Source organism: Cellulophaga sp. RHA19, from assembly GCF_002813425.1.
GTDB lineage: Bacteria > Bacteroidota > Bacteroidia > Flavobacteriales > Flavobacteriaceae > Cellulophaga.
The window spans coordinates 952,753-971,811 of sequence record NZ_PHUL01000001.1 but is presented as its reverse complement, the minus strand read 5'-3'; the positions used below and the strand labels follow the sequence as shown (position 1 = coordinate 971,811).

Genomic DNA, 19,059 nt, shown 5'->3' with positions numbered 1-19,059 from the left:
CAGCTAGTGTATTAGTTGTTGTCCTCAATTCTATTTTGCTCCTCTTTAGATGAGTTTTCTCTGTTTTTCTGCTTGCCATATCTAGATCCAAAACTGTAAGATACTCTTAATTGTACGTTTCTTCTAGACTCGTTACTCTCTATATCTGCATTTAAATTATTATAATTTATTTTACCAACATAGCCTCTATTAAGTATTTTACTTAGTCCTAGGTTTACTTTTAGTCTGTCATCTAAAAAGGTTTTACCTAAAGAAAAATCTATGCCCGCAAACCAGTCTACATCTAAACCACCATCTAATGCTCCTGTACCGTAATTACCACTTATTTCTGCGTTAATTTCCCAAGGAAGCTCGTAACTAGCCTGTGTAAACCAAATTAAGCTCCATTTATCTAAATTTAGATTATCTGGTACAGACTCTAACTTATTGTAATTTACAATAAACCCAGTGTACCCATCTACGCCTTTTATAAAACTTAATGGTCCAAATAGTCTAAAGTTCCAGTTTTCACTGTCTGTTAAGTTTATAGTTGTTCTGCTAATTTCTGCAGTTTCTGTATTTTGTGATACGTATTGAAACATAGCGTCCTTAGTTTCACTATAACCAATTGTAAAAAACGGTTGACCATCAAAAGTTAAGTTAAACTGATAATTATTGGTAAAAGCTGGTTTTAAATTTTCATTACCAACGTCAGAAGAAAGCGGATCATAATACGTTACAAAAGAGTTTAGTGTACTGTAACTTGGTCTACTAATACGGTAACTATAAGCTACATTAGCACTTAGGCTTTCCCCTAGTTTTTTACTTACAGATGCACTAGGGAACAATTTAGATATTTTACGCTCTCTGGTCTCGTTTGTGCTATTAGAAGTTCCTTTTGTGTTGCTGTCTTCAAAACGTAAGCCACCAGAAAAAGACCATTCTCCGCTAGTAATATTTAATTTAGAATACAATGCAAAAATATTTTCTTCTACCAAAAACCTATTGCTAGCATCTTCATTAAAAACAAATTCTCCGTTTGTATCTTCACTAAAAGACATTAAATCGCTATCTGTGTCTACATCTGCGTATTTACTACCAAAACTAAGTTTAAAGTTTTCTGTAAATTGCTTAGAGTAGTCTATTTTATATGTTTTTATTTGATATTCACCGTCTTGCAAATAACGCTGATTTGTATAAGGAACTGTACTGCCATCTAAAGAAGATATGGTATTAAGATTATCATTTGTATAATCTACAAAATTAAAATCTACTGCTAATTTTTGTTTATCTGTCTTGTATTCATAGTAAGGATTTACATTAAAAACTACTTGATCCCTGTTAAAACTATTTTGTGACAGTAAATAATCTGTTCCGTTATTACTTGTTATAATATTAGAGCTTTTAGAGTTACGGTCCGAGTTTGTATTAATGTTTCTAACACCAACACCTATAGTATGTTCTTCTGTAATATAGTAATCTACACTACCGCTTACTCTTGCAGTTTTAGGGTTGTAAGGCTCTATTGTTGCTTGGTCATAAGTTGCACCATCTACGGTCCTTTTAATAAATAAATCTTCTCTCCAAGTAGGACTAGAATACCCTGCACTTGCTTGCCAATTTAGCTTGTTTTTATAACTACCAATAGAAGCACTTGTACCATACTCTACTCCTTCATCTTCTCCTACCCAACCTACAACAGTACCGTTAGTACCTAGCCTTACATTTTTTTTTAGTATTATGTTTATTACTGGTCCAGAACCAGCAGCATCAAACTCGGCACCAGGTTGTTCTACCATTTCTACTCTAGCTATGTTATCTGCAGGCATATCGCGTAGCAACGTACTCATATCCATATAGTCGGTAGTTTTACCATTAATTAAAATTCTAATATTATTTTGTCCAGCATAGCTTATACCGTTATTGGTTACAATTACACCAGGCACGCGTTTCATTACATCTTTTAAATTAGAATTTATCATCTCAGAATTTTCTAAGTCTACAATAAGTTTTTCTGCAGTTTGTCTAATTACGGGTCGTTTGCTTTTTACAACAACCTCGTTTAAAGATTCTGCCTCTTCATTTAAAGTAAAATTTAGTTCTTTATCTGTGGATAATTGGAATTCTTTAGATGTTTTGGTTTTAAAACCAAGCATAGACACCTCTATATAATATGTGCCGTTTTTTATAGAGTTAAAGGCATACACACCTTGCTTGTCTGATATGGTACCAGTAACAACCTCTTTAGTAGATTGATTGTATAATATTACGTTGGCGTATTCTAATGGCAAATTGTTCTCTGTTATTTTACCTGAAATTTTGTTTTGTGCTTGAGTTGATATTACACCTAGAAGTAAAATAAAAATAGTTTTTGTTAACGTTTTCATGACTGTTGATAATGATTGATGCTATAAAAGTATATGAATTAAGCACTTATAAAAATCATTTTCTGATAAATTGGGATAAAAAGGGGCTGAACCCTATTTTTTTAATGACCAATTGTAATTGCTAAAAACTAAAAAGGCTTCCTGTAACAGGAAGCCTTTTTTATTTACAATATTTGTTTTTATTCTTCTTCAGATATGTCTGCGTGCTTATCTACATCGAACATTTTACCTAAGTAAACAAGTTCATAACCTTCTGTAATATCTGTAAAAGATGTACTAAACGCAGGTATAATATGTAACTCACCATCTGGTGATTTTAAAAATATTGGAATAATATTTTCATCGGCTTTTGTAATCTCTATTAAACCTTCATAATGGATTTGGTCTTTTAATTTTATTTCGTGTATTGTTGGGTATTTACGTGCTGCTTCCATCAACTTAATAAAATCATCTGTATGAGAAAATAAACCTTCTTTAGGGTTATTCTCTGGATCGTTCATCTCATCAGAATTTACCAATCTAAAAGAACCATTTTCACCAAATTGCTTTTCAAACTTTTTAACTGCAAAATTGTTGATATCAGAGTTTGCAGTAAGCGCCATAACATAGCCCATATCACTCAACTCTATATTATCTGTTAAAGAATCTGAATAAATATTGGCGTTAATAGCGTCTAAACCTAACTTTTTTGCTTTGCTTATATTGGTTTGGTTATTGTCTATTAATACTACGTGTCTGTTGTGGTCTTTTAAATAATTTGCTATTAATCTAGATAATTTAGACCCTCCAATAATTAAAATACCTTCTGATCTTTTTAAGAAAACACCAACCAATTTTGCAAACATCCTTGCGGTAGTTGCATTAAGTAAAACTGTACCTAATACTATAACAAACACCAAAGGGGTAATATAATCTGCCCCAGGAACACCCTTAGAAAATAATTTAGAACCAAATAATGACGCTATACCTGCTGCTACAATACCTCTTGGACCAACCCAGCTAATAAAAAGTTTTTCTTTTAAATGAAGGTTAGATCCTCTTGTGCTTAAAAACACACCAAGTGGCCTTACAACAAATACAATAACTGCAAAAAGAATTAAAGTACCCCAATTAAAAATAAGCTCTAAATCTGCTATGTTAATATTGGCAGATAACAATATAAATAAGATAGATATTAACAGTACACTTAAAGATTCTTTAAAATAAAGTAACTCTTTAATATTAGGTAAATCTGTGTTACCCATTACCATACCCATTACTACTACGGCTAGTAAACCAGATTCGTGTGCAAAAACATCAGACATTACAAATACAAGTAATACTACAGATAAAGACACCACATTAAGTAAATAATGCGGAATAAAATTACGTTTTACAGCAGCTGTTAAACCGTGTGCAAACGTAAAACCAAAAGTGGTACCAAATAAAAGTATTTTACCAAACTCTATTAAAGCAGTAAACGTAAAATCTCCACCACCACCAACACTAATAAACTCATATACCAAAACGGCAACTAAAGCACCAATTGGATCTATTAAAATACCTTCCCATTTAAGGACTGCAGAAATATCTTTTTTTAAAGGTATGTTTCTTAAAATAGGAGTTATTACCGTTGGGCCAGTTACTATAATTAATCCTGAAAATAAAAATGAAATTGACCAACTTAAACCTAAAATATAGTGGGCAGCAACACCTGCACCAAAAAACGTAACTAAAGAACCAATGGTTATTAACTTAGAAATTACAGGACCTATATTTTTAATCTCTGATCTTTTTAAAGTTAAACCTCCTTCAAACAAAATAATACTAATTGCAAGAGATACAAAGTAGTACAAACTATCACCAGGGAAAAGACCTGTTGTTCCGTTCCAAATTGGTTCAATAATTTTACTGTTATCTTCTGTAAAAAGAGTGGATATTGGCCCCACTATTAACCCTATTAAAATTAAGGGTAAAATTGCAGGTAATTTTAATTTCCAAGCAAACCACTGTGCTAGTATTCCTAGTATTATAATTCCGGCTAATTCCAGCATAATTTATTTTTTTTGAAAAATAGCATTTTAATTTTAAAAAGCAATTTTTATGAACAGATTACTTTTCTTGTATAATTGTACTATCTTGGGCTAAATTTAGTTTATGGTTTACAAAAATCGTCCTTTTAAAACGATTCTTTTTGGATTTGCTTTCTCCCCAAAATTAGAAATAAATATTTTGGAGACTACAAGGATAGCACATTTTTTTAAGGCCAAGTTAATACTACTTCATGTTGGTTCTAAAACTTCAGAAAAAGAAACCAAAATTGCATCTTTTTTAAACAAAACAGAATACAAAAATTTAGATGTAGAGGTTAAATGGGAAAATGGAGACCCTATAGATGTAATTACAAATGCCTGTAAAACGAGTAATATAGATTTGCTAATTCTTGGTGCACTACAAAAAGAAAATATGTTTAAATTTTATGTAGGTTCTATTGCTCGTAAGCTTACACGTAAAGTATGTTGTTCTGTTTTACTGCTTATTAAGCCATCTATAGAGCGTGTACCTTGTAAAAATATTGTTGTAAACGGTTTAGATGCACCAGACACACCACTTACTATAAATTCCGCTTTTTATATTGCAGATGCACTTGGTGCTCCCCAAGTAACCATTGTAGAAGAAATTTTGCAGAAAGATATTCAGGTTAGTGTACAGGATGACAAAACACTAAAAAAAGTAAATATTGTTAAAGAACGATTAAAACACCGAGAAGAACAAAGGGTTAGAGAAATTGTAAAAGACATTCCTGAAACTTGTAAAAAGGGAATTAAAATTAAAAACCAGGGCATTTTTGGCAAAAGGGGATACTCTATTGGTCATTATGCTGAAATTGTTAGAGCAGATTTATTGGTAATGAATGCTCCGTCTAAAACAGGAATTTTAGATCGTATTTTTCCTCATGATATAGAATATATTTTATCTGACTTACCAACAGATTTATTTATAATACGTAACCGATTTGACTCCGAAAACTAATAAAACAAAAACATTTGTAAGTGCACTACCTAAAAACATATTTTCTGGTTTTGTAGTTTCATTAATAGCATTACCCTTAGGATTAGGTTTAGCATTAGCTAGTGAAGCACCTCCAATTTCTGGTGTTATTGCCGCTATTGTTGGTGGCTTAATTGTATCTATTTTAGGAGGCTCTAATGTTACAATTTCTGGTCCTGGTAACGGTATGGTAATTGTTTTGCTAAGTGCTATTTACACTTTAGGAGATGGTGATTTGTACCAAGGATACTTATTTACACTTGCTGCCATTATTGTATCTGGCTTGGTAATGATTATACTTGGTTTTTTAAAAATGGGCCGTCTTGCAGATTTTTTCCCAGCCTCTGCTATAGAGGGTATGCTTGCAGCAATTGGTATAGGAATCCTCTCTAAACAGTTTCATATAATGCTAGGTAATAATGGCGCTAGTGGCTCTATAGTATCATTACTAAAACAGTTTCCGGAAGGCATACAAAATTTATGGATAACCACAGATATTAGCGTTTTAATTGCTGCTGCAATTGGTATTGTTAGTTTACTAATTATGGTTTTTTATGCTAAAATTAGAAACAAATACTTTCAGCTTATACCTGCTCCTATGTGGATTATTGTACTTGTTGTAGGGCTTAGTTATTTGTTAGCAAGTTTAGATATTAATTATCCGCTAACTAAAGATTTTTTGGTAAAAATACCTGAAGATGTTACTTCTAATTTAGCTTTTCCAGATTTTTCAAAAATATACCAGCCCAATTTTATAATAGCCGTTTTTTCTATCACGCTTATTGCAAGTATAGAATCTTTACTTAGTATAAAAGCTGTAGATAAGTTAGACCCTTTAAACAGGCGTTCTAATGTAAATAGAGACTTAAAAGCCTTGGGTGTAGCCTCTATTGCTAGTGGTTTTTTAGGTGGTATAAACGTTGTAACCGTTATTGCTCGTAGTTCTGTAAATGTTAATAATGGTGCTACTAATAAGTCTGCAAACTTTTTTCATGCATTCTTTTTAGCTGCTTTTGTGCTACTTTTTCAGGAACAATTACGTAAAATACCTTTAGCTGCCTTAGCTGCTATTTTGGTATATACAGGTTATAAATTAGCTACACCAAAAACATTACAAAAAGTTGCTAAAATTGGTAAAGAGCAAATAATTATATTTTTAGTTACGCTTTTAACAACATTGTTTACAAACCTAATTACTGGTATAAGTGCAGGTATTTTAATTACTTTTTTAATTCACGTAATACTAAACAAAAGCTTTTCTTTATTTTTTAGCAACTTATTAAAGCCAAATATTTTAATGTATAAAGAGCCAGATGGTGGTAACTTTTATATTAGTGTAAAATATTTTTGTAGCTTTTTAAATTTTTACAAACTAAAAAATAAACTAGATGCTATACCAGAAGATAATGATGTAGTTTTAGATTTTTCTATGTGTAATTTTGTAGACCACACTGTTATGGAAGGCCTAGAGGGTTATATAGACACATTTAGTAAAAAGGGTGGTAGTATAGAGCTTATTGGGCTAGATAAGCATGGTACCGACTCTGCACACCCATTTGCCATACGTAAAATACTTCCGTTTGCTACAAAATTAGCTCCAGTAGGTGGTAACCTTACCAAAAGGCAGTTACTGCTTAAAAATACAGCTTCAGATTTTAAATGGAATTACATACCAGAGAAAAATAAAAATGCTAGTTTTTTTACCGATTTTGTTTTCTTTAAAAGTAGAGAAATACGTTATTTTTATAATCAACTTATAGCAAAAAACAGCAAAGTTGCTCTTATGGATGTAGAGTTTACTGAAGGTGCTTTTATTGCCCGAGAAGTAATAAAAACTACTGTTTTACATATAAAATTAGATAGGGAAGTACCTGTTTTTACTTTAGATAAAGAAGGACTTATAAAATACCTTTACAGCTTAGCTGGTTTTAAAGAGTTGAGCATAGATAACCACCCAGATTTTAACCGTAGATTTTATCTAAGTGGAGAAAAGCCAGCCCAAATACAACAGCTATTTACAAATGAGCTTATTCTATTTTTAGAAAGTAATCCTTATTACCACATAGAGTGTAATGGGTCTGCGCTACTAATTATAAAAAAGGAACGCTTATTAAGTGTACAAGAAGTTAAAGCAATGCTATATTTTGGAAAGCAATTGCATCAAATTTTACAATAAAAAAAGGGAGCAAAATGCTCCCTTTTTATTTAGTTCTGTATTACTGTTTGTTTCTTATTTTTGAAAAAATCTACAACTATTATTAATACTACACTTATACCAAATAAAGGAAAAATAACAGAGAGTAAAGCAATTATAGCTATTATACCGTAGCCAACTTTAAACTTTACAGGAACTTTAGGTACACCCCATTCTCCTTTTTTCTTTCTTTTTAGGTATGATAGTAATCCTGCTATACTAACAAAAGCTAATAATAGTGCAACACCAAGCATTAAAATCCAGTTCCAAAGTCCAAATTGCCCTTGATGAAAAGCCATAACCCACATTCTACCGCGCATTAAAACACCTACATCTTCCCAATTGTGTTTTAGCAACTGTACTCCTGAATATTGATCAAAATGAAACCGTTTTTGTTTATCCAAGTCAAAGGTTTCGTTAAACACAGTATAAACGCCTTTATCACTTGCTGGCAAACCTATATTTAATTTACCTTTTAACTTTAAGGCCTTTGCCTTTACAACCATTTCGTCTAAAGAAATAGGATTACCTTTTACAGTAGATTCTAAACTTTTACCATCCCACGTTGCTGGAAATCCTGTATTAGTGGCATTTTGTAAACTTCTAAAATTATCACCAAAAACATCTGTCCAAGGCATACCTCCTGCCAAGGTTAGTAGTAACAAAATAGATATCCAAAAACCAAAAACGGTATGTAAATCTCTATATAATGTACGTTTTCCCTCTTTAAGTCGTATGGTAAAAAAACCTTTTATCCCTTGTTTTTTATTGGGCCAAAAAACATAAACTCCGGTTATAATTAACACAAAAAGCCAACTAGCAACAAGCTCTACTATTTTGGTTCCAAACTTACCCAATAAAAGTTCTCCGTGCAGTTTTCTAACAATATGCATATTAGAGTCCTTTGGTTTTATAGAACCTGTAACTTTATTTTTAAAAGGGTTTATATAAGTACTTGTTTTATGGCTAAATCTTCCTGTAATAAACTCTGTAGCTTCATTTTTTTGTGTAGGAACTACCATAGTATTTGGTGGCCGTTTAGACACGTTTTTTGCTACTTGCCATTGTTCTTGAAAACTAACAAGTTTACCTCTGTCTTCTACTGTTGTTATATGCGCTTGTTTTGGAGCATCATATGTTTCTTTAAACAAATAAATACCGCCAGTTATTGCTAATAAAAAAACAAAGGGCAATGCTACTAAGCCAGCTATAAAATGCCATTTCCATACCCATTGATTTAACTTTCTATTTTTCTCTATCATTTTAAAAAAATTAAAAGTTATATTTTATTCCTAAATGAAAAGCTCTTGGGTTACCAATTGTGTAGCTATTTGCTCCTCTGTATTTATTATAACTCGCTCTTGCAGCATATAAATCATCAAAAATATTAAGTGCATTTACCCAAATCTCACAGTTTTTAATGTTATACGAGACTAAAGCGTTAAATATGTTGTGACCTTTATATGTTGCTGTACTAAAGGTATCATCACTGTTTTTAACTTGATTTTCAAAACTAGTATTGTATTTACCTACCATTTCATGTGTTAGGCTTAACATTAACCCTTTTACTAGTGACGGTTTATAAGCAATTTTAGATGTTCCTAAAAGTTTAGGTGCTGTTTCGCGGTCTGTGTCTGAATAGTCTACTCCTCCATCAAAAAAACTAACATAACGATGTTTTGCATAGCTACCGTTGTGCGTTATGGTAATCTCTTTAGTTGGATTATATGTTACACCATACTCAACGCCATAAGATCTTGTTTTACCTGCATTTGCGTTAAAAAAGTTATCTTCATCATCACGTAATGTAACCAATGTATTTTTACCATCTAAAAGGTAAATAGCTGCATCTACCTTTAACTTATTTTCTATTTTTAAATAGGTTCCTAACTCAAAATTATCATAGTTACTTGGTTTTAAATTAAACACATCGCCGCCAACGCCTACAAAACTATTTCTGTATAAAGTAGATGTTTGTGGTGGCGTAAACCCGTTAGAATAATTAGCGTATAACCCTATACTTTTATTTAAATTATAGTTTATTCCTAATTTAGGAGAAATATTATTGTAGTTATTTTTAGAATCTTTTGGACCTGCTAAACCATCAATTAAATTGTTGTAATTATAGTCAAACCCATCATAACGTACAGAAGCTGTTAATTTTACATTTTCTGTTGGGTTTATTTCAAACTGAAAGTAATTGGCATAATTTAAAATATCTGCATTATAGTTTAAAATATAATCTCCAGAATTAGTAGTATAGCTTAAGTTTTTACCTGTATTTGTATCTACTGTTACACTTATATTTTCTGCATTGTAACTCTGCGGAGAATAATCTACAGAAGCACCAATAATTAAAGATGAACTAGCAAAATTAAAGTTTATTTTATGCTGAATTAAACTTACATAACTGTTGTATGAGTTGCTATTTATTTCTCCTTTTGCTACACCTGTTAACCTACCATTTTCTCTAAACTGACTTACTCTGTAAGAAGGAATTTGATCCATTCCGTTTCTTCTAAAAACAAGATTAAGTGTTGTTTTGTTATTGCTGTTCCAACGTTTATCTAAAGTACTCCTAACTCTAAAGGCCACTGCTTCTCTTTCTGTAAATGTTTGGTCACTTTCATAATTACCAGCAGAATAATCTTCTTCGCTTATAGAGCCAGACATATCTGACCTGTATTCAATAATATCAAAAACATTTGTCCAGTTTAATGTTTGTGATAAGTGATTTACGTTTTTAAACGTAAGTGCAAATTTTTCATAATTGCTATGCTCTACAGGTCCATCTTTACGCTGTACATATTGTGCTCCTATGTAAAAACCAACCTTTTCTGATGCGTACTGTGACAACTCTAAACTGTATTTAGACAAACCAAGATCGTTTACTTGGTAAGTTATACCACCAGATAAATCTCTTGTTGGTTGCTTTGTTATAAAGTTAAAACTTCCACCAATAGACTCGCTACCATAAATACTAGAAGCAGGACCTTTAATAACCTCCATTCTATCATAAGAAATGTCATTCATTTCTAACAATGTATTGTGGTTAAATACTGCTGTTGGTCTAATAGGCAAACCATCTTCTAAGTACAAAAACAAAGATTTTGTAGATATAGGAGAACGTACAGACATAAAATGTTGCTCGTTACTTGCTGCCCTAGATGTAGACATTAAAACCCCAGGAACATTATTTACCAATTGGTCTATACCAATAGCTTTTGCTTCCTCTATTTGCTTAGCTGTAATTACAGAAATAGAAGCAGGCACATCACTTCTTTGTTGCGCTTCTCTACTTCCAGAAACTACAACTTCTTTTAAACGCTCTTCATTTAAAGTCAAAGTAATATTATTTTCTTGAGTAAAAAGCTCTTGGGTGCGTGTTACGTAGCCTACGTAACGTATTATTGCTATTGGTTTATCTTGTAAAGTAGTAATAGAAAATTTACCGTCTTTATCTGTAACAACAGTGTTTTTTAAATTAGATTGTAACTGTATTGTTGCGTTTTGTAGTGGGTTATTATAAGCATCTACAACTTTTCCGTTGTATTTTTTTTGGGCATAGCCACCTAAACTCACCAATAATATGGCAAGCATAAATATTTTTTTCATGTGTAAAATTTAATGCATTAAATAGCAGGTGTGGTCTAGTTAAATTTATAACTAAACACTCCTATTTTTAAACCGATAAATTAAATTAATACCGTGGTGGCTTGTCTATTTCTTTATAAAATACAGAAGAAAATTGGTTGTTATAATTCCATTTATTTTTAACAAAAAAACGATCGCATTTTAAGTTAAAATTAGGATTATATTTTTGAAAATACACTGGATAAAAAGCATCAAAAAAGGTAAATAATGGAGAAGAATCTTCTGAATCTGAATTATTAAGAGCTAATTGATTTGTTAAATGACACTTTCCGTTACACTCTAACTGTGGTTTTTCTTTATTAACACAGTATTTCTCTATTATGTAATCTATATTTAATTCATAATACGCAAAACAACCAATATTATATACTGGCCTTAATGCAAATACGAAAAATAAAATGAAGGAAAAATAGATTTTCACTCTATAGTGTTTGTGAAAAGCAAAAATAGATTGTTTTAGTTTGATAAAAAAAAATAGATTGTACTTTCTTAATTAATTCATAAGCAGTGCAACATATTTAAAGCAATTTCATAATTTGCACTCTATATGAAGATTTACCCAATAGAAACAGGCAATTTTAAGTTAGATGGCGGTGCAATGTTTGGCGTTGTTCCTAAAGCTATATGGACAAGAACTAACCCGGCAGATGCTAACAATATGATAGATATTGCTGGCCGTTGCTTATTAATAGAAGACGGTAACAGACTTATACTTATAGACACTGGTATGGGTAATAAACAGTCCGATAAGTTTTTTGGGTATTACTATATGTGGGGAGACCATACCTTAGATAATTCATTAAAAAAATTAGGTTTTAGTAAGGACGATATTACAGACGTTTTTTTAACACACTTACATTTTGACCATTCTGGTGGTTGTGCCGTTTGGAATAAAGACCGTACAGGTTTTGAAGTTGCCTTTAAAAATGCAACATTTTGGACTAATGAAAATCATTGGAATTGGGCCACAAAACCTAACGCACGTGAAAAAGCATCGTTTTTAACAGAAAACATAATGCCTATGCAGCAAAGCGGGCAATTAAAGTTTTTAAAGCCAAATAAGAATCAGTTTGAAGCCAAGTCTGAACTAGGTTTTGGTATTTTTTATGCAGACGGACACACAGAAAAACAAATGATTCCGCATATAAAATACAAAGGAAAAACATTGGTTTTTATGGCAGATTTACTACCAACAGTTGGCCATTTACCATTACCATACGTAATGGGTTTTGATACCAGACCTTTATTAACATTGTCTGAAAAAGAAGTGTTTTTAAACTCTGCAGCAGATAATAATTATTATTTGGTATTAGAACATGATGCACACAATGAAATCTGTACTGTAAAGCACACAGAAAAAGGAGTTAGACTAAATGAAACATTTACGTTTAATGAGCTTTTTAATTAAAAAAGTGCTTCAATTACTGGTATAACAACCATTTACAAAGAAATTACTAAATTCATCAAAAATTAAATACACAAATTAAATTAACATAATATGAATATCAGAATAACAAAATCTGTTTTAAGCTTATCAGCTGTTGCCATAATTATGGCTAGCTGTGGCTCTGCTCCTACATTAGTTTCTACTCCTGTAGAAAATATAGATGCTTTACCTTTAAAAGTATCAGAATTAACAGAACAACAAAAACAAAATTGGGGTCACGCAGATCTTGCTACGGACACTATACCAGGAATGAGTGTAGATAAAGCTTACAAAGAGCTTATTGGCAATAAAAAAGGTACAAAAGTAATTGTAGCGGTTATGGATTCTGGAATGGATTTAAACCACGAGGATCTTAAAAATGTTTTATGGACAAATTCTAAAGAAATTCCAGGAAACAATAAAGATGATGATAACAATGGTTTTATTGATGATGTACACGGTTATAACTTTTTAGGAGATTCTTACAATGAACAATTAGAAAGTGCTAGAATGGTACGTTTAAACCTTGGCGATGCTGCAACTTTAGCTAAAGCTAAGGCACAAGTAGAAGCAGACTATGCTGAAGCTTTAGCAGGTAAACAAAGGTATGAGCAAATTTTACAAGCTGTAAAAAATGCAGATGAAGCTGTTAAAAAAGAATTAGGTAAAGATAGTTACACTAAAGAAGACCTAGCTGGTATTACTGCTAAAGACGAGGCTATGCAACGTAACCTTGCTGTTTTAAACCAAATGTATTCTTTTAGTGCTTCTATTCCAGAAGCTATTAAAAGTATAACTGGTGGTATTACATACTTTACAGATCAGGTAAATTACAACTTAAACAAAGATTTTAACGGTAGAGAGCCTGTTGGTGACAACCCTTACGATATTACAGATACAAAATATGGTAACGGTAATCCTATGAACTCTGTAGATACAGAAAGTCACGGTACGCACGTTGCTGGTATTATTGCTGCAGAACGTAACAATGGTAAAGGCGCTAACGGTGTTGCTAACAATGTTGAGCTTATGAGTGTTAGAGCAGTACCTAACGGTGATGAGTATGATAAAGATATTGCTTTAGGTATACGTTACGCTGTAGATAACGGAGCTAAAGTAATTAACGCTAGTTTTGGTAAAGCATTTTCTCCAAAAGCAGAATGGGTTTACGAAGCTTTAAAATATGCTGCAGAAAAAGATGTTCTTTTTGTACACGCTGCTGGTAATGATGGTGCAGATTTAGATGATTATGAAAACAATCCTAACTACCCTAATGACCAAATTAAAAATGGTGCAGAATTTGCAGATAACGTAATTACTGTTGGTGCTTTGGCTAACAAGTACGGATCTACAATGCTTGCAGATTTCTCTAACTACGGTAAAATTAATGTAGATGTTTTTGCTCCAGGTGCAGCAATTTACTCTACAGTGCCAGGTAGTAAATATGAGTTTATGGGTGGTACTTCTATGGCTTCGCCTGGTGTTGCTGGTGTTGCTGCAGTAATTAGATCTCAGTATCCTAAATTAACTGCTGCACAGGTTAAAAAAATAATTATGCAGTCTGGTATTCCTACTAAAACTAAAGTAGTTGTTGGTGGTGACCCTGCTAACAGTAATACATTAGCTAATTTATCTACATCTGGTAAAATGGTAAACTTATATAACGCTCTTTTATTAGCTGAAAGTGTTTCTAAAGGAAAAATAAAATTATAATTATGAAAAAATTATTAATTGCAGGAGTTGCAGCGTTTACAACGTTGCTTTCTCCTTTATCTGCACAAAATGGTTCGTATTGGCAACAACACGTAGACTATGCTATGGAGATAGACATGAATGTAGAAAACTACCAGTATGATGGTACACAGAAGTTAGTATACACCAACAATTCTCCTGAAGAATTAACACGTGTATATTATCATTTATATTTTAATGCTTTTCAACCAGGAAGTGAAATGGATGCTCGCTTACACAGCATTGCAGATCCTGACGGAAGAATGGTAGATAAAGACAAAAACAGTAGAATAGAGACTTTAAAAGAGGACGAAATTGGTTTTATTAAGGTTTCATCTTTAAAACAAGATGGTGTTCCTGTAAAGTATAGTGTAGAAGGTACTGTTTTAGTAGTAGAATTGGCTAAACCAATTGCTGCTGGGTCTAAAACAACTTTTGATATGGTTTTTAAAGGTCAGGTTCCTGTACAAATACGTAGATCTGGTCGTAATAGCAAAGACGGTGTTTCTTTGTCTATGACACAGTGGTACCCAAAATTAGCAGAATATGATTTTGAAGGTTGGCACGCAGACCCATACATTGCAAGAGAATTTCATGGTGTTTGGGGAGATTTTGATGTAAAACTTACAATAGATAAAGACTATGTTGTTGGTGGTTCTGGTTATTTACAAAACGCTAATGAAATAGGTCACGGATATGAAACTCCTGGAACTAAAGTAAAAAAGCAACGTGGTAAAAAATTAACTTGGCACTTTAAAGCTCCAATGGTACACGATTTTATGTGGGCTGCAGATCCAGATTATATTCATGACACATTACAAGTAGAAAACGGACCATTATTACACTTCTTATACCAAGGTGATGATGCTGAAATAAAAGCAAACTGGGAAAAAGTACAGCCTAAAGCTGCAGAAATGATGCAGTTTTTTAGTAAAAACGTTGGTAAATACCCATACAAACAATACTCTATTATACAAGGTGGAGATGGTGGTATGGAGTATGCTATGAGTACGTTAATTGCTGGTGGTAAAAAGTTTGGTAGCCTTGCAGGTACAACAGCACATGAAATGGCACACTCTTGGTTTCAGCACGTATTAGCAACTAACGAAGCTAAACACGAGTGGATGGATGAAGGCTTTACAACTTTTATTTCTTCATTGTGTATGAACGAGGTAATGGATCAGAAAAAAGACAATCCTTTTGAAGGATCTTACCGTGGTTATTATTACCTAGTAAATTCTGGTAAAGAACAACCGCAAACTACACATGCAGATCGTTACCATGAAAATACGCCGTATAGTATTGCTGCTTACAGTAAAGGTTCTATATTTTTATCTCAATTAGGATATATTATTGGACAAGAAAACTTAATGAAAACAGTACGTAAATACTACGAGGATTTTAAATTTAAGCACCCAATACCTAACGATATTAAAAGAACCGCAGAAAAGGTTTCTGGTATGGAGTTAGACTGGTATTTAACAGACTGGACACAAACTACAAATACTATAGATTATGGTATTAAAGAAGTTACAGAAGCTAACAATGCATCTACAGTTTCTTTAGAAAGAATAGGTTTAATGCCAATGCCTTTAGATATTTTAGTTGTTTATACAGATGGTACACAAGAAACGTTTTATGCTCCGTTACGTATGATGCGTGGCGAAAAAGAAAACCCTTATACCAACTTAAAAAGAACAGTGTTACCAGATTGGCCTTGGGCAAACTCTAACTACAGCTTTACTATTAACAAGCCAAAAGCAAGTATTAAAGCAATTGTTATAGACCCATCTAATTTAACGGCAGATGTTAACAAAGAAAACAATGTTTTTCAGGCAGAATAATTTATAGCCTTATTACTATATTAAATCCGTTTAGAGCTTTGCTTTAAACGGATTTTTTTATTAGTATAAACAGCATCAAAAAAAGATAAAGAACTAATAGATAGCTAAAAATAGTAACTTTATAATACCTTTGCTTTTGAACAGGATATAGATTTATTTTAATACATATCTTTTTCAATAAAAAACTAACTAATACATTTTTAATGCCTACCCAAGAACAAACAGATGCTTCAAATTTTTGTTTTCCTACTAAGGAAAAACTGAAAAGTAAAAAGTTAATTGGAGAATTGTTTACAAATGGTAAAAGTGTATCTAGCTTTCCTATTAAACTAATTTACTTGCCTTGCACATTAGAAAACACCCCTTTAAAAGTAGGTGTAACAGTGCCCAAACGTAATTTTAAAAGTGCTGTAGACCGTAATAAAATTAAAAGATTATTACGAGAAGGTTACAGACTTAACAAACACGTAATTTTTAACAACATAGATAAAGAATTTGCGTTACTATTTTTATACCTTGGTAAAAAGATGCCAGATTACGCTGAAATAGAGAAATCTATGGTAGAGGTTCTTGCCAAATTTTATAAGAAAGTAAACAATGAAGAACGTATTTAAGAAAAAAGTAATTATTCCTGTTTTTGCGGTTTGTATTTTAATAGGAACCAGTAGTTTTAAAGGCGATTTTTTTGAAATAGCAAAACAGATAGAAATTTTTACTACGCTCTTTAAAGAGTTAAATATGAATTATGTGGATGAAACCAATCCGGCAGAATTAATGGACAATGCCATTAAAAATATGCTAAATGGTTTAGACCCTTATACTCGTTTTTTAAATGAACAAGATGTAGAAGCTTACCGTATAAATAATGCTGGTAAATATTCTGGTATTGGTGCTGTTGTACGTAGCTACAAAGATAAAATGTTAATTATTGAAGCCTATAAAGGATCACCAGCAGACAAAGCTGGTTTAAAGTCTGGCGATGAAATTATAAAGATTGGTGATACAGACGTTGCAGATTTTAAAGATGATGCTACAGAACTTTTAAAAGGTGCCAGTAATACTAGCGTTAATGTGGTTTATAAAAGACAAGGTAAAAATGCAACTACTACTATTAACAGAGAAGATATAGATGTAGATGCAGTTCCTTTTTATAAAATGGTAGATGCTAAAACAGGTTATATTGTATTAACTAAGTTTAACCAAAAAGCATCTTCACAAACAAAAGAAGCATTGGTTAACCTTAAAAATGAAGGTGCAGAAAAAATAATACTTGATTTAAGAGGAAATCCGGGTGGTTTGTTGTCTGAAGCTATAAACGTTACCAATTTGTTTGTTCCTAGAGGAGAGCTTATTGTAACTACAAAATCTAAGGTTAAAAAGTTTAATAAAACATACACTACAAGAAACGCTGCTGTAGATACAGAAATTCCTTTAGTTGTACTTGTAAATGGCTCTAGTGCGTCTGCCAGTGAAATTGTTTCGGGCAGCTTACAAGATTTAGACAGAGCTGTAATTGTTGGTGCACGTAGTTTTGGAAAAGGTTTGGTACAAAGACCTTTAAAACTTACCTATGGTACGCAATTAAAGGTTACTATTTCTAGGTATTACACGCCTAGCGGTAGATGTATACAGTCTTTAGATTATTGGCACAGGGATAAAAATGGCAAAGCCGTAAAAAACACTAAGTTTAATGAGTTTAAAACCAAAAACGGACGTAAAGTACAAGATGGTGGTGGTGTTTTACCAGAAATACAAATTGCTGCTGCTAAAACAAACTCGCTAACAAAAGCATTGCTTGTTAACAATGTTATTTTTGACTATGCTACAAACTATTACTACAACAACAAAGTAAACACTATTGCAGATTTTAATTTTACTGATGCAGATTTTAATGCTTTTAAAGAGCACGTAAATGCTTCTAATTTTTCTTTTGAAACAGAAACAGAAAAAGCATTAACCGCTGCAATAAATAGTAGTGATAGTGCCATTTTTGGAGAAGAAATTGAGAATAAATACAAAAGTCTTTTGGTAGATATCTATAAAAATAAAATTAAAGCTTTAGATAAGTACAAGGCTGCAATTGTAAAAAATATTGAAGACGAAATTATTAAACGTTATTTTTACAGAGATGGCTTGTATGAGTATTACTTATCACATGACGATGCTATTTTAACAGCTACAGAATTGCTTAACAACCCAAGTAAATACAATGATTATTTAAAGTAGAATACGCAAAAATACTATGTCTGTTTACCAAAAAATGGCCAGTATTGGTCAAAAATTATTTTCTAAACATATACTCTTTAAATACGGATTTAATTATTCGCCTATGTACAGGAGAAGTACAGGTAAAATAATTGAAATTACTAAAGATTTACTGCACATAAAGGTGAAGATTCCTATTAGTTGGAAAAACAAAAATTATGTAAATTCTATTTTTGGTGGTAGTTTGTTTTCTGCTGTAGACCCTATACCAATGATACAATTGTTGTATTTAATTGGTGATGATTATGTGGTTTGGGATAAAGCTGCAGATATACGTTTTAAAAAGCCTGCTAAACAAAATGTTTATGCAGATTTTACCTATACTGAAGAGGAACTACAGGATATTAAAAAACGCATTGCTACAGAAAACGAAATTGAGGTTAAAAAAACTACAGAAATAAAAAGTGAAGATGGCACTACTACCTTTTGCGTGGTACATAAAACCATTTATGTAGCCAACAAAGAGTTTTACAAGCAAAAAATGAGAAATAGAAAGAAACAAAAGGCATAATATTAGCTTATATAAATAAAAAATAGACCTAAAATATT

Annotated in this window: 13 protein-coding genes; 8 read left to right on the top strand and 5 right to left on the bottom strand. The window is 32.0% G+C overall.

Translation table 11 applies throughout. The features are described from left to right. Positions 1-11: 11 nt before the first annotated feature. Entirely contained in the window at positions 12-2,366 is a 2,355-nt protein-coding gene (locus AX016_RS04210) for an outer membrane beta-barrel protein (RefSeq protein ID WP_100894422.1), read from the bottom strand. Positions 2,367-2,545: 179 nt separating this feature from the next. Then, the gene (locus AX016_RS04205) at positions 2,546-4,399 is read right to left on the bottom strand and encodes a cation:proton antiporter (RefSeq protein ID WP_100894421.1); all 1,854 of its coding nucleotides are present in this window, start codon (positions 4,397-4,399) and stop codon (positions 2,546-2,548) included. Positions 4,400-4,502: 103 nt separating this feature from the next. Between AX016_RS04205 and AX016_RS04200 the strand changes: the two genes are divergently transcribed. Together AX016_RS04200 and AX016_RS04195 are read left to right on the top strand one after the other, a co-directional pair. Then, positions 4,503-5,378, top strand: a complete 876-nt coding sequence (locus AX016_RS04200; protein ID WP_100894420.1) for a universal stress protein — start codon at positions 4,503-4,505, stop codon at positions 5,376-5,378. Beyond that, positions 5,362-7,572: a SulP family inorganic anion transporter gene (locus tag AX016_RS04195; RefSeq protein ID WP_100894419.1), complete on the top strand. Its 2,211-nt coding sequence runs from the start codon at positions 5,362-5,364 to the stop codon at positions 7,570-7,572. Before AX016_RS04200 ends, AX016_RS04195 begins: the two co-directional genes overlap by 17 nt. Before the next feature lie 29 nt (positions 7,573-7,601). Here the strand turns inward: AX016_RS04195 and AX016_RS04190 are convergent, their stop codons facing one another. The 3 genes from AX016_RS04190 to AX016_RS04180 form a co-directional block, all read right to left on the bottom strand. Continuing rightward, positions 7,602-8,852: a PepSY-associated TM helix domain-containing protein gene (locus tag AX016_RS04190; RefSeq protein WP_100894418.1), complete on the bottom strand. Its 1,251-nt coding sequence runs from the start codon at positions 8,850-8,852 to the stop codon at positions 7,602-7,604. A gap of 10 nt (positions 8,853-8,862) precedes the next feature. Next, on the bottom strand, positions 8,863-11,205 hold the full coding sequence (locus AX016_RS04185) for a TonB-dependent receptor (protein ID WP_100894417.1): 2,343 nt from the start codon (positions 11,203-11,205) through the stop codon (positions 8,863-8,865). Positions 11,206-11,290: 85 nt separating this feature from the next. Further along, a complete protein-coding gene (locus AX016_RS04180; protein ID WP_100894416.1) occupies positions 11,291-11,665 on the bottom strand; it encodes a hypothetical protein in 375 nt (124 codons plus the stop codon). A gap of 126 nt (positions 11,666-11,791) precedes the next feature. Between AX016_RS04180 and AX016_RS04175 the strand changes: the two genes are divergently transcribed. From AX016_RS04175 to AX016_RS04150, 6 genes are all read left to right on the top strand, one after another. Further along, complete coding sequence (locus AX016_RS04175) at positions 11,792-12,652, top strand: MBL fold metallo-hydrolase (RefSeq protein WP_100894415.1); 861 nt, start codon at positions 11,792-11,794, stop codon at positions 12,650-12,652. Between the two features lie 90 nt (positions 12,653-12,742). Continuing rightward, positions 12,743-14,383, top strand: a complete 1,641-nt coding sequence (locus AX016_RS04170) for a S8 family peptidase (RefSeq protein WP_100894414.1) — start codon at positions 12,743-12,745, stop codon at positions 14,381-14,383. 2 nt (positions 14,384-14,385) lie between these two features. Next, complete coding sequence (locus AX016_RS04165) at positions 14,386-16,245, top strand: M1 family metallopeptidase (RefSeq protein WP_100894413.1); 1,860 nt, start codon at positions 14,386-14,388, stop codon at positions 16,243-16,245. Positions 16,246-16,448: 203 nt separating this feature from the next. Next, entirely contained in the window at positions 16,449-16,859 is a 411-nt protein-coding gene (gene rnpA / locus AX016_RS04160) for a ribonuclease P protein component (protein WP_100894412.1), read from the top strand. Next, a complete protein-coding gene (locus AX016_RS04155; protein ID WP_100894411.1) occupies positions 16,843-18,471 on the top strand; it encodes a S41 family peptidase in 1,629 nt (542 codons plus the stop codon). Before rnpA ends, AX016_RS04155 begins: the two co-directional genes overlap by 17 nt. 16 nt (positions 18,472-18,487) lie before the next feature. Then, a complete protein-coding gene (locus AX016_RS04150) occupies positions 18,488-19,021 on the top strand; it encodes a DUF4442 domain-containing protein (RefSeq protein ID WP_232732597.1) in 534 nt (177 codons plus the stop codon). Positions 19,022-19,059: the final 38 nt, after the last annotated feature.

Bases quoted from the DNA above. Each gene is read 5' to 3' on its own strand.
- AX016_RS04155 (WP_100894411.1), top strand. From the start codon at position 16,843: ATGAAGAACGTATTTAAGAAAAAAGTAATTATTCCTGTTTTTGCGGTT.
- AX016_RS04150 (WP_232732597.1), top strand. From the start codon at position 18,488: ATGTCTGTTTACCAAAAAATGGCCAGTATTGGTCAAAAATTATTTTCT.
- AX016_RS04190 (WP_100894418.1), bottom strand. From the start codon at position 8,852: ATGATAGAGAAAAATAGAAAGTTAAATCAATGGGTATGGAAATGGCAT.
- AX016_RS04165 (WP_100894413.1), top strand. From the start codon at position 14,386: ATGAAAAAATTATTAATTGCAGGAGTTGCAGCGTTTACAACGTTGCTT.
- AX016_RS04170 (WP_100894414.1), top strand. From the start codon at position 12,743: ATGAATATCAGAATAACAAAATCTGTTTTAAGCTTATCAGCTGTTGCC.
- AX016_RS04175 (WP_100894415.1), top strand. From the start codon at position 11,792: ATGAAGATTTACCCAATAGAAACAGGCAATTTTAAGTTAGATGGCGGT.
- AX016_RS04200 (WP_100894420.1), top strand. From the start codon at position 4,503: ATGGTTTACAAAAATCGTCCTTTTAAAACGATTCTTTTTGGATTTGCT.
- rnpA (WP_100894412.1), top strand. From the start codon at position 16,449: ATGCCTACCCAAGAACAAACAGATGCTTCAAATTTTTGTTTTCCTACT.
- AX016_RS04210 (WP_100894422.1), bottom strand. From the start codon at position 2,366: ATGAAAACGTTAACAAAAACTATTTTTATTTTACTTCTAGGTGTAATA.
- AX016_RS04185 (WP_100894417.1), bottom strand. From the start codon at position 11,205: ATGAAAAAAATATTTATGCTTGCCATATTATTGGTGAGTTTAGGTGGC.
- AX016_RS04205 (WP_100894421.1), bottom strand. From the start codon at position 4,399: ATGCTGGAATTAGCCGGAATTATAATACTAGGAATACTAGCACAGTGG.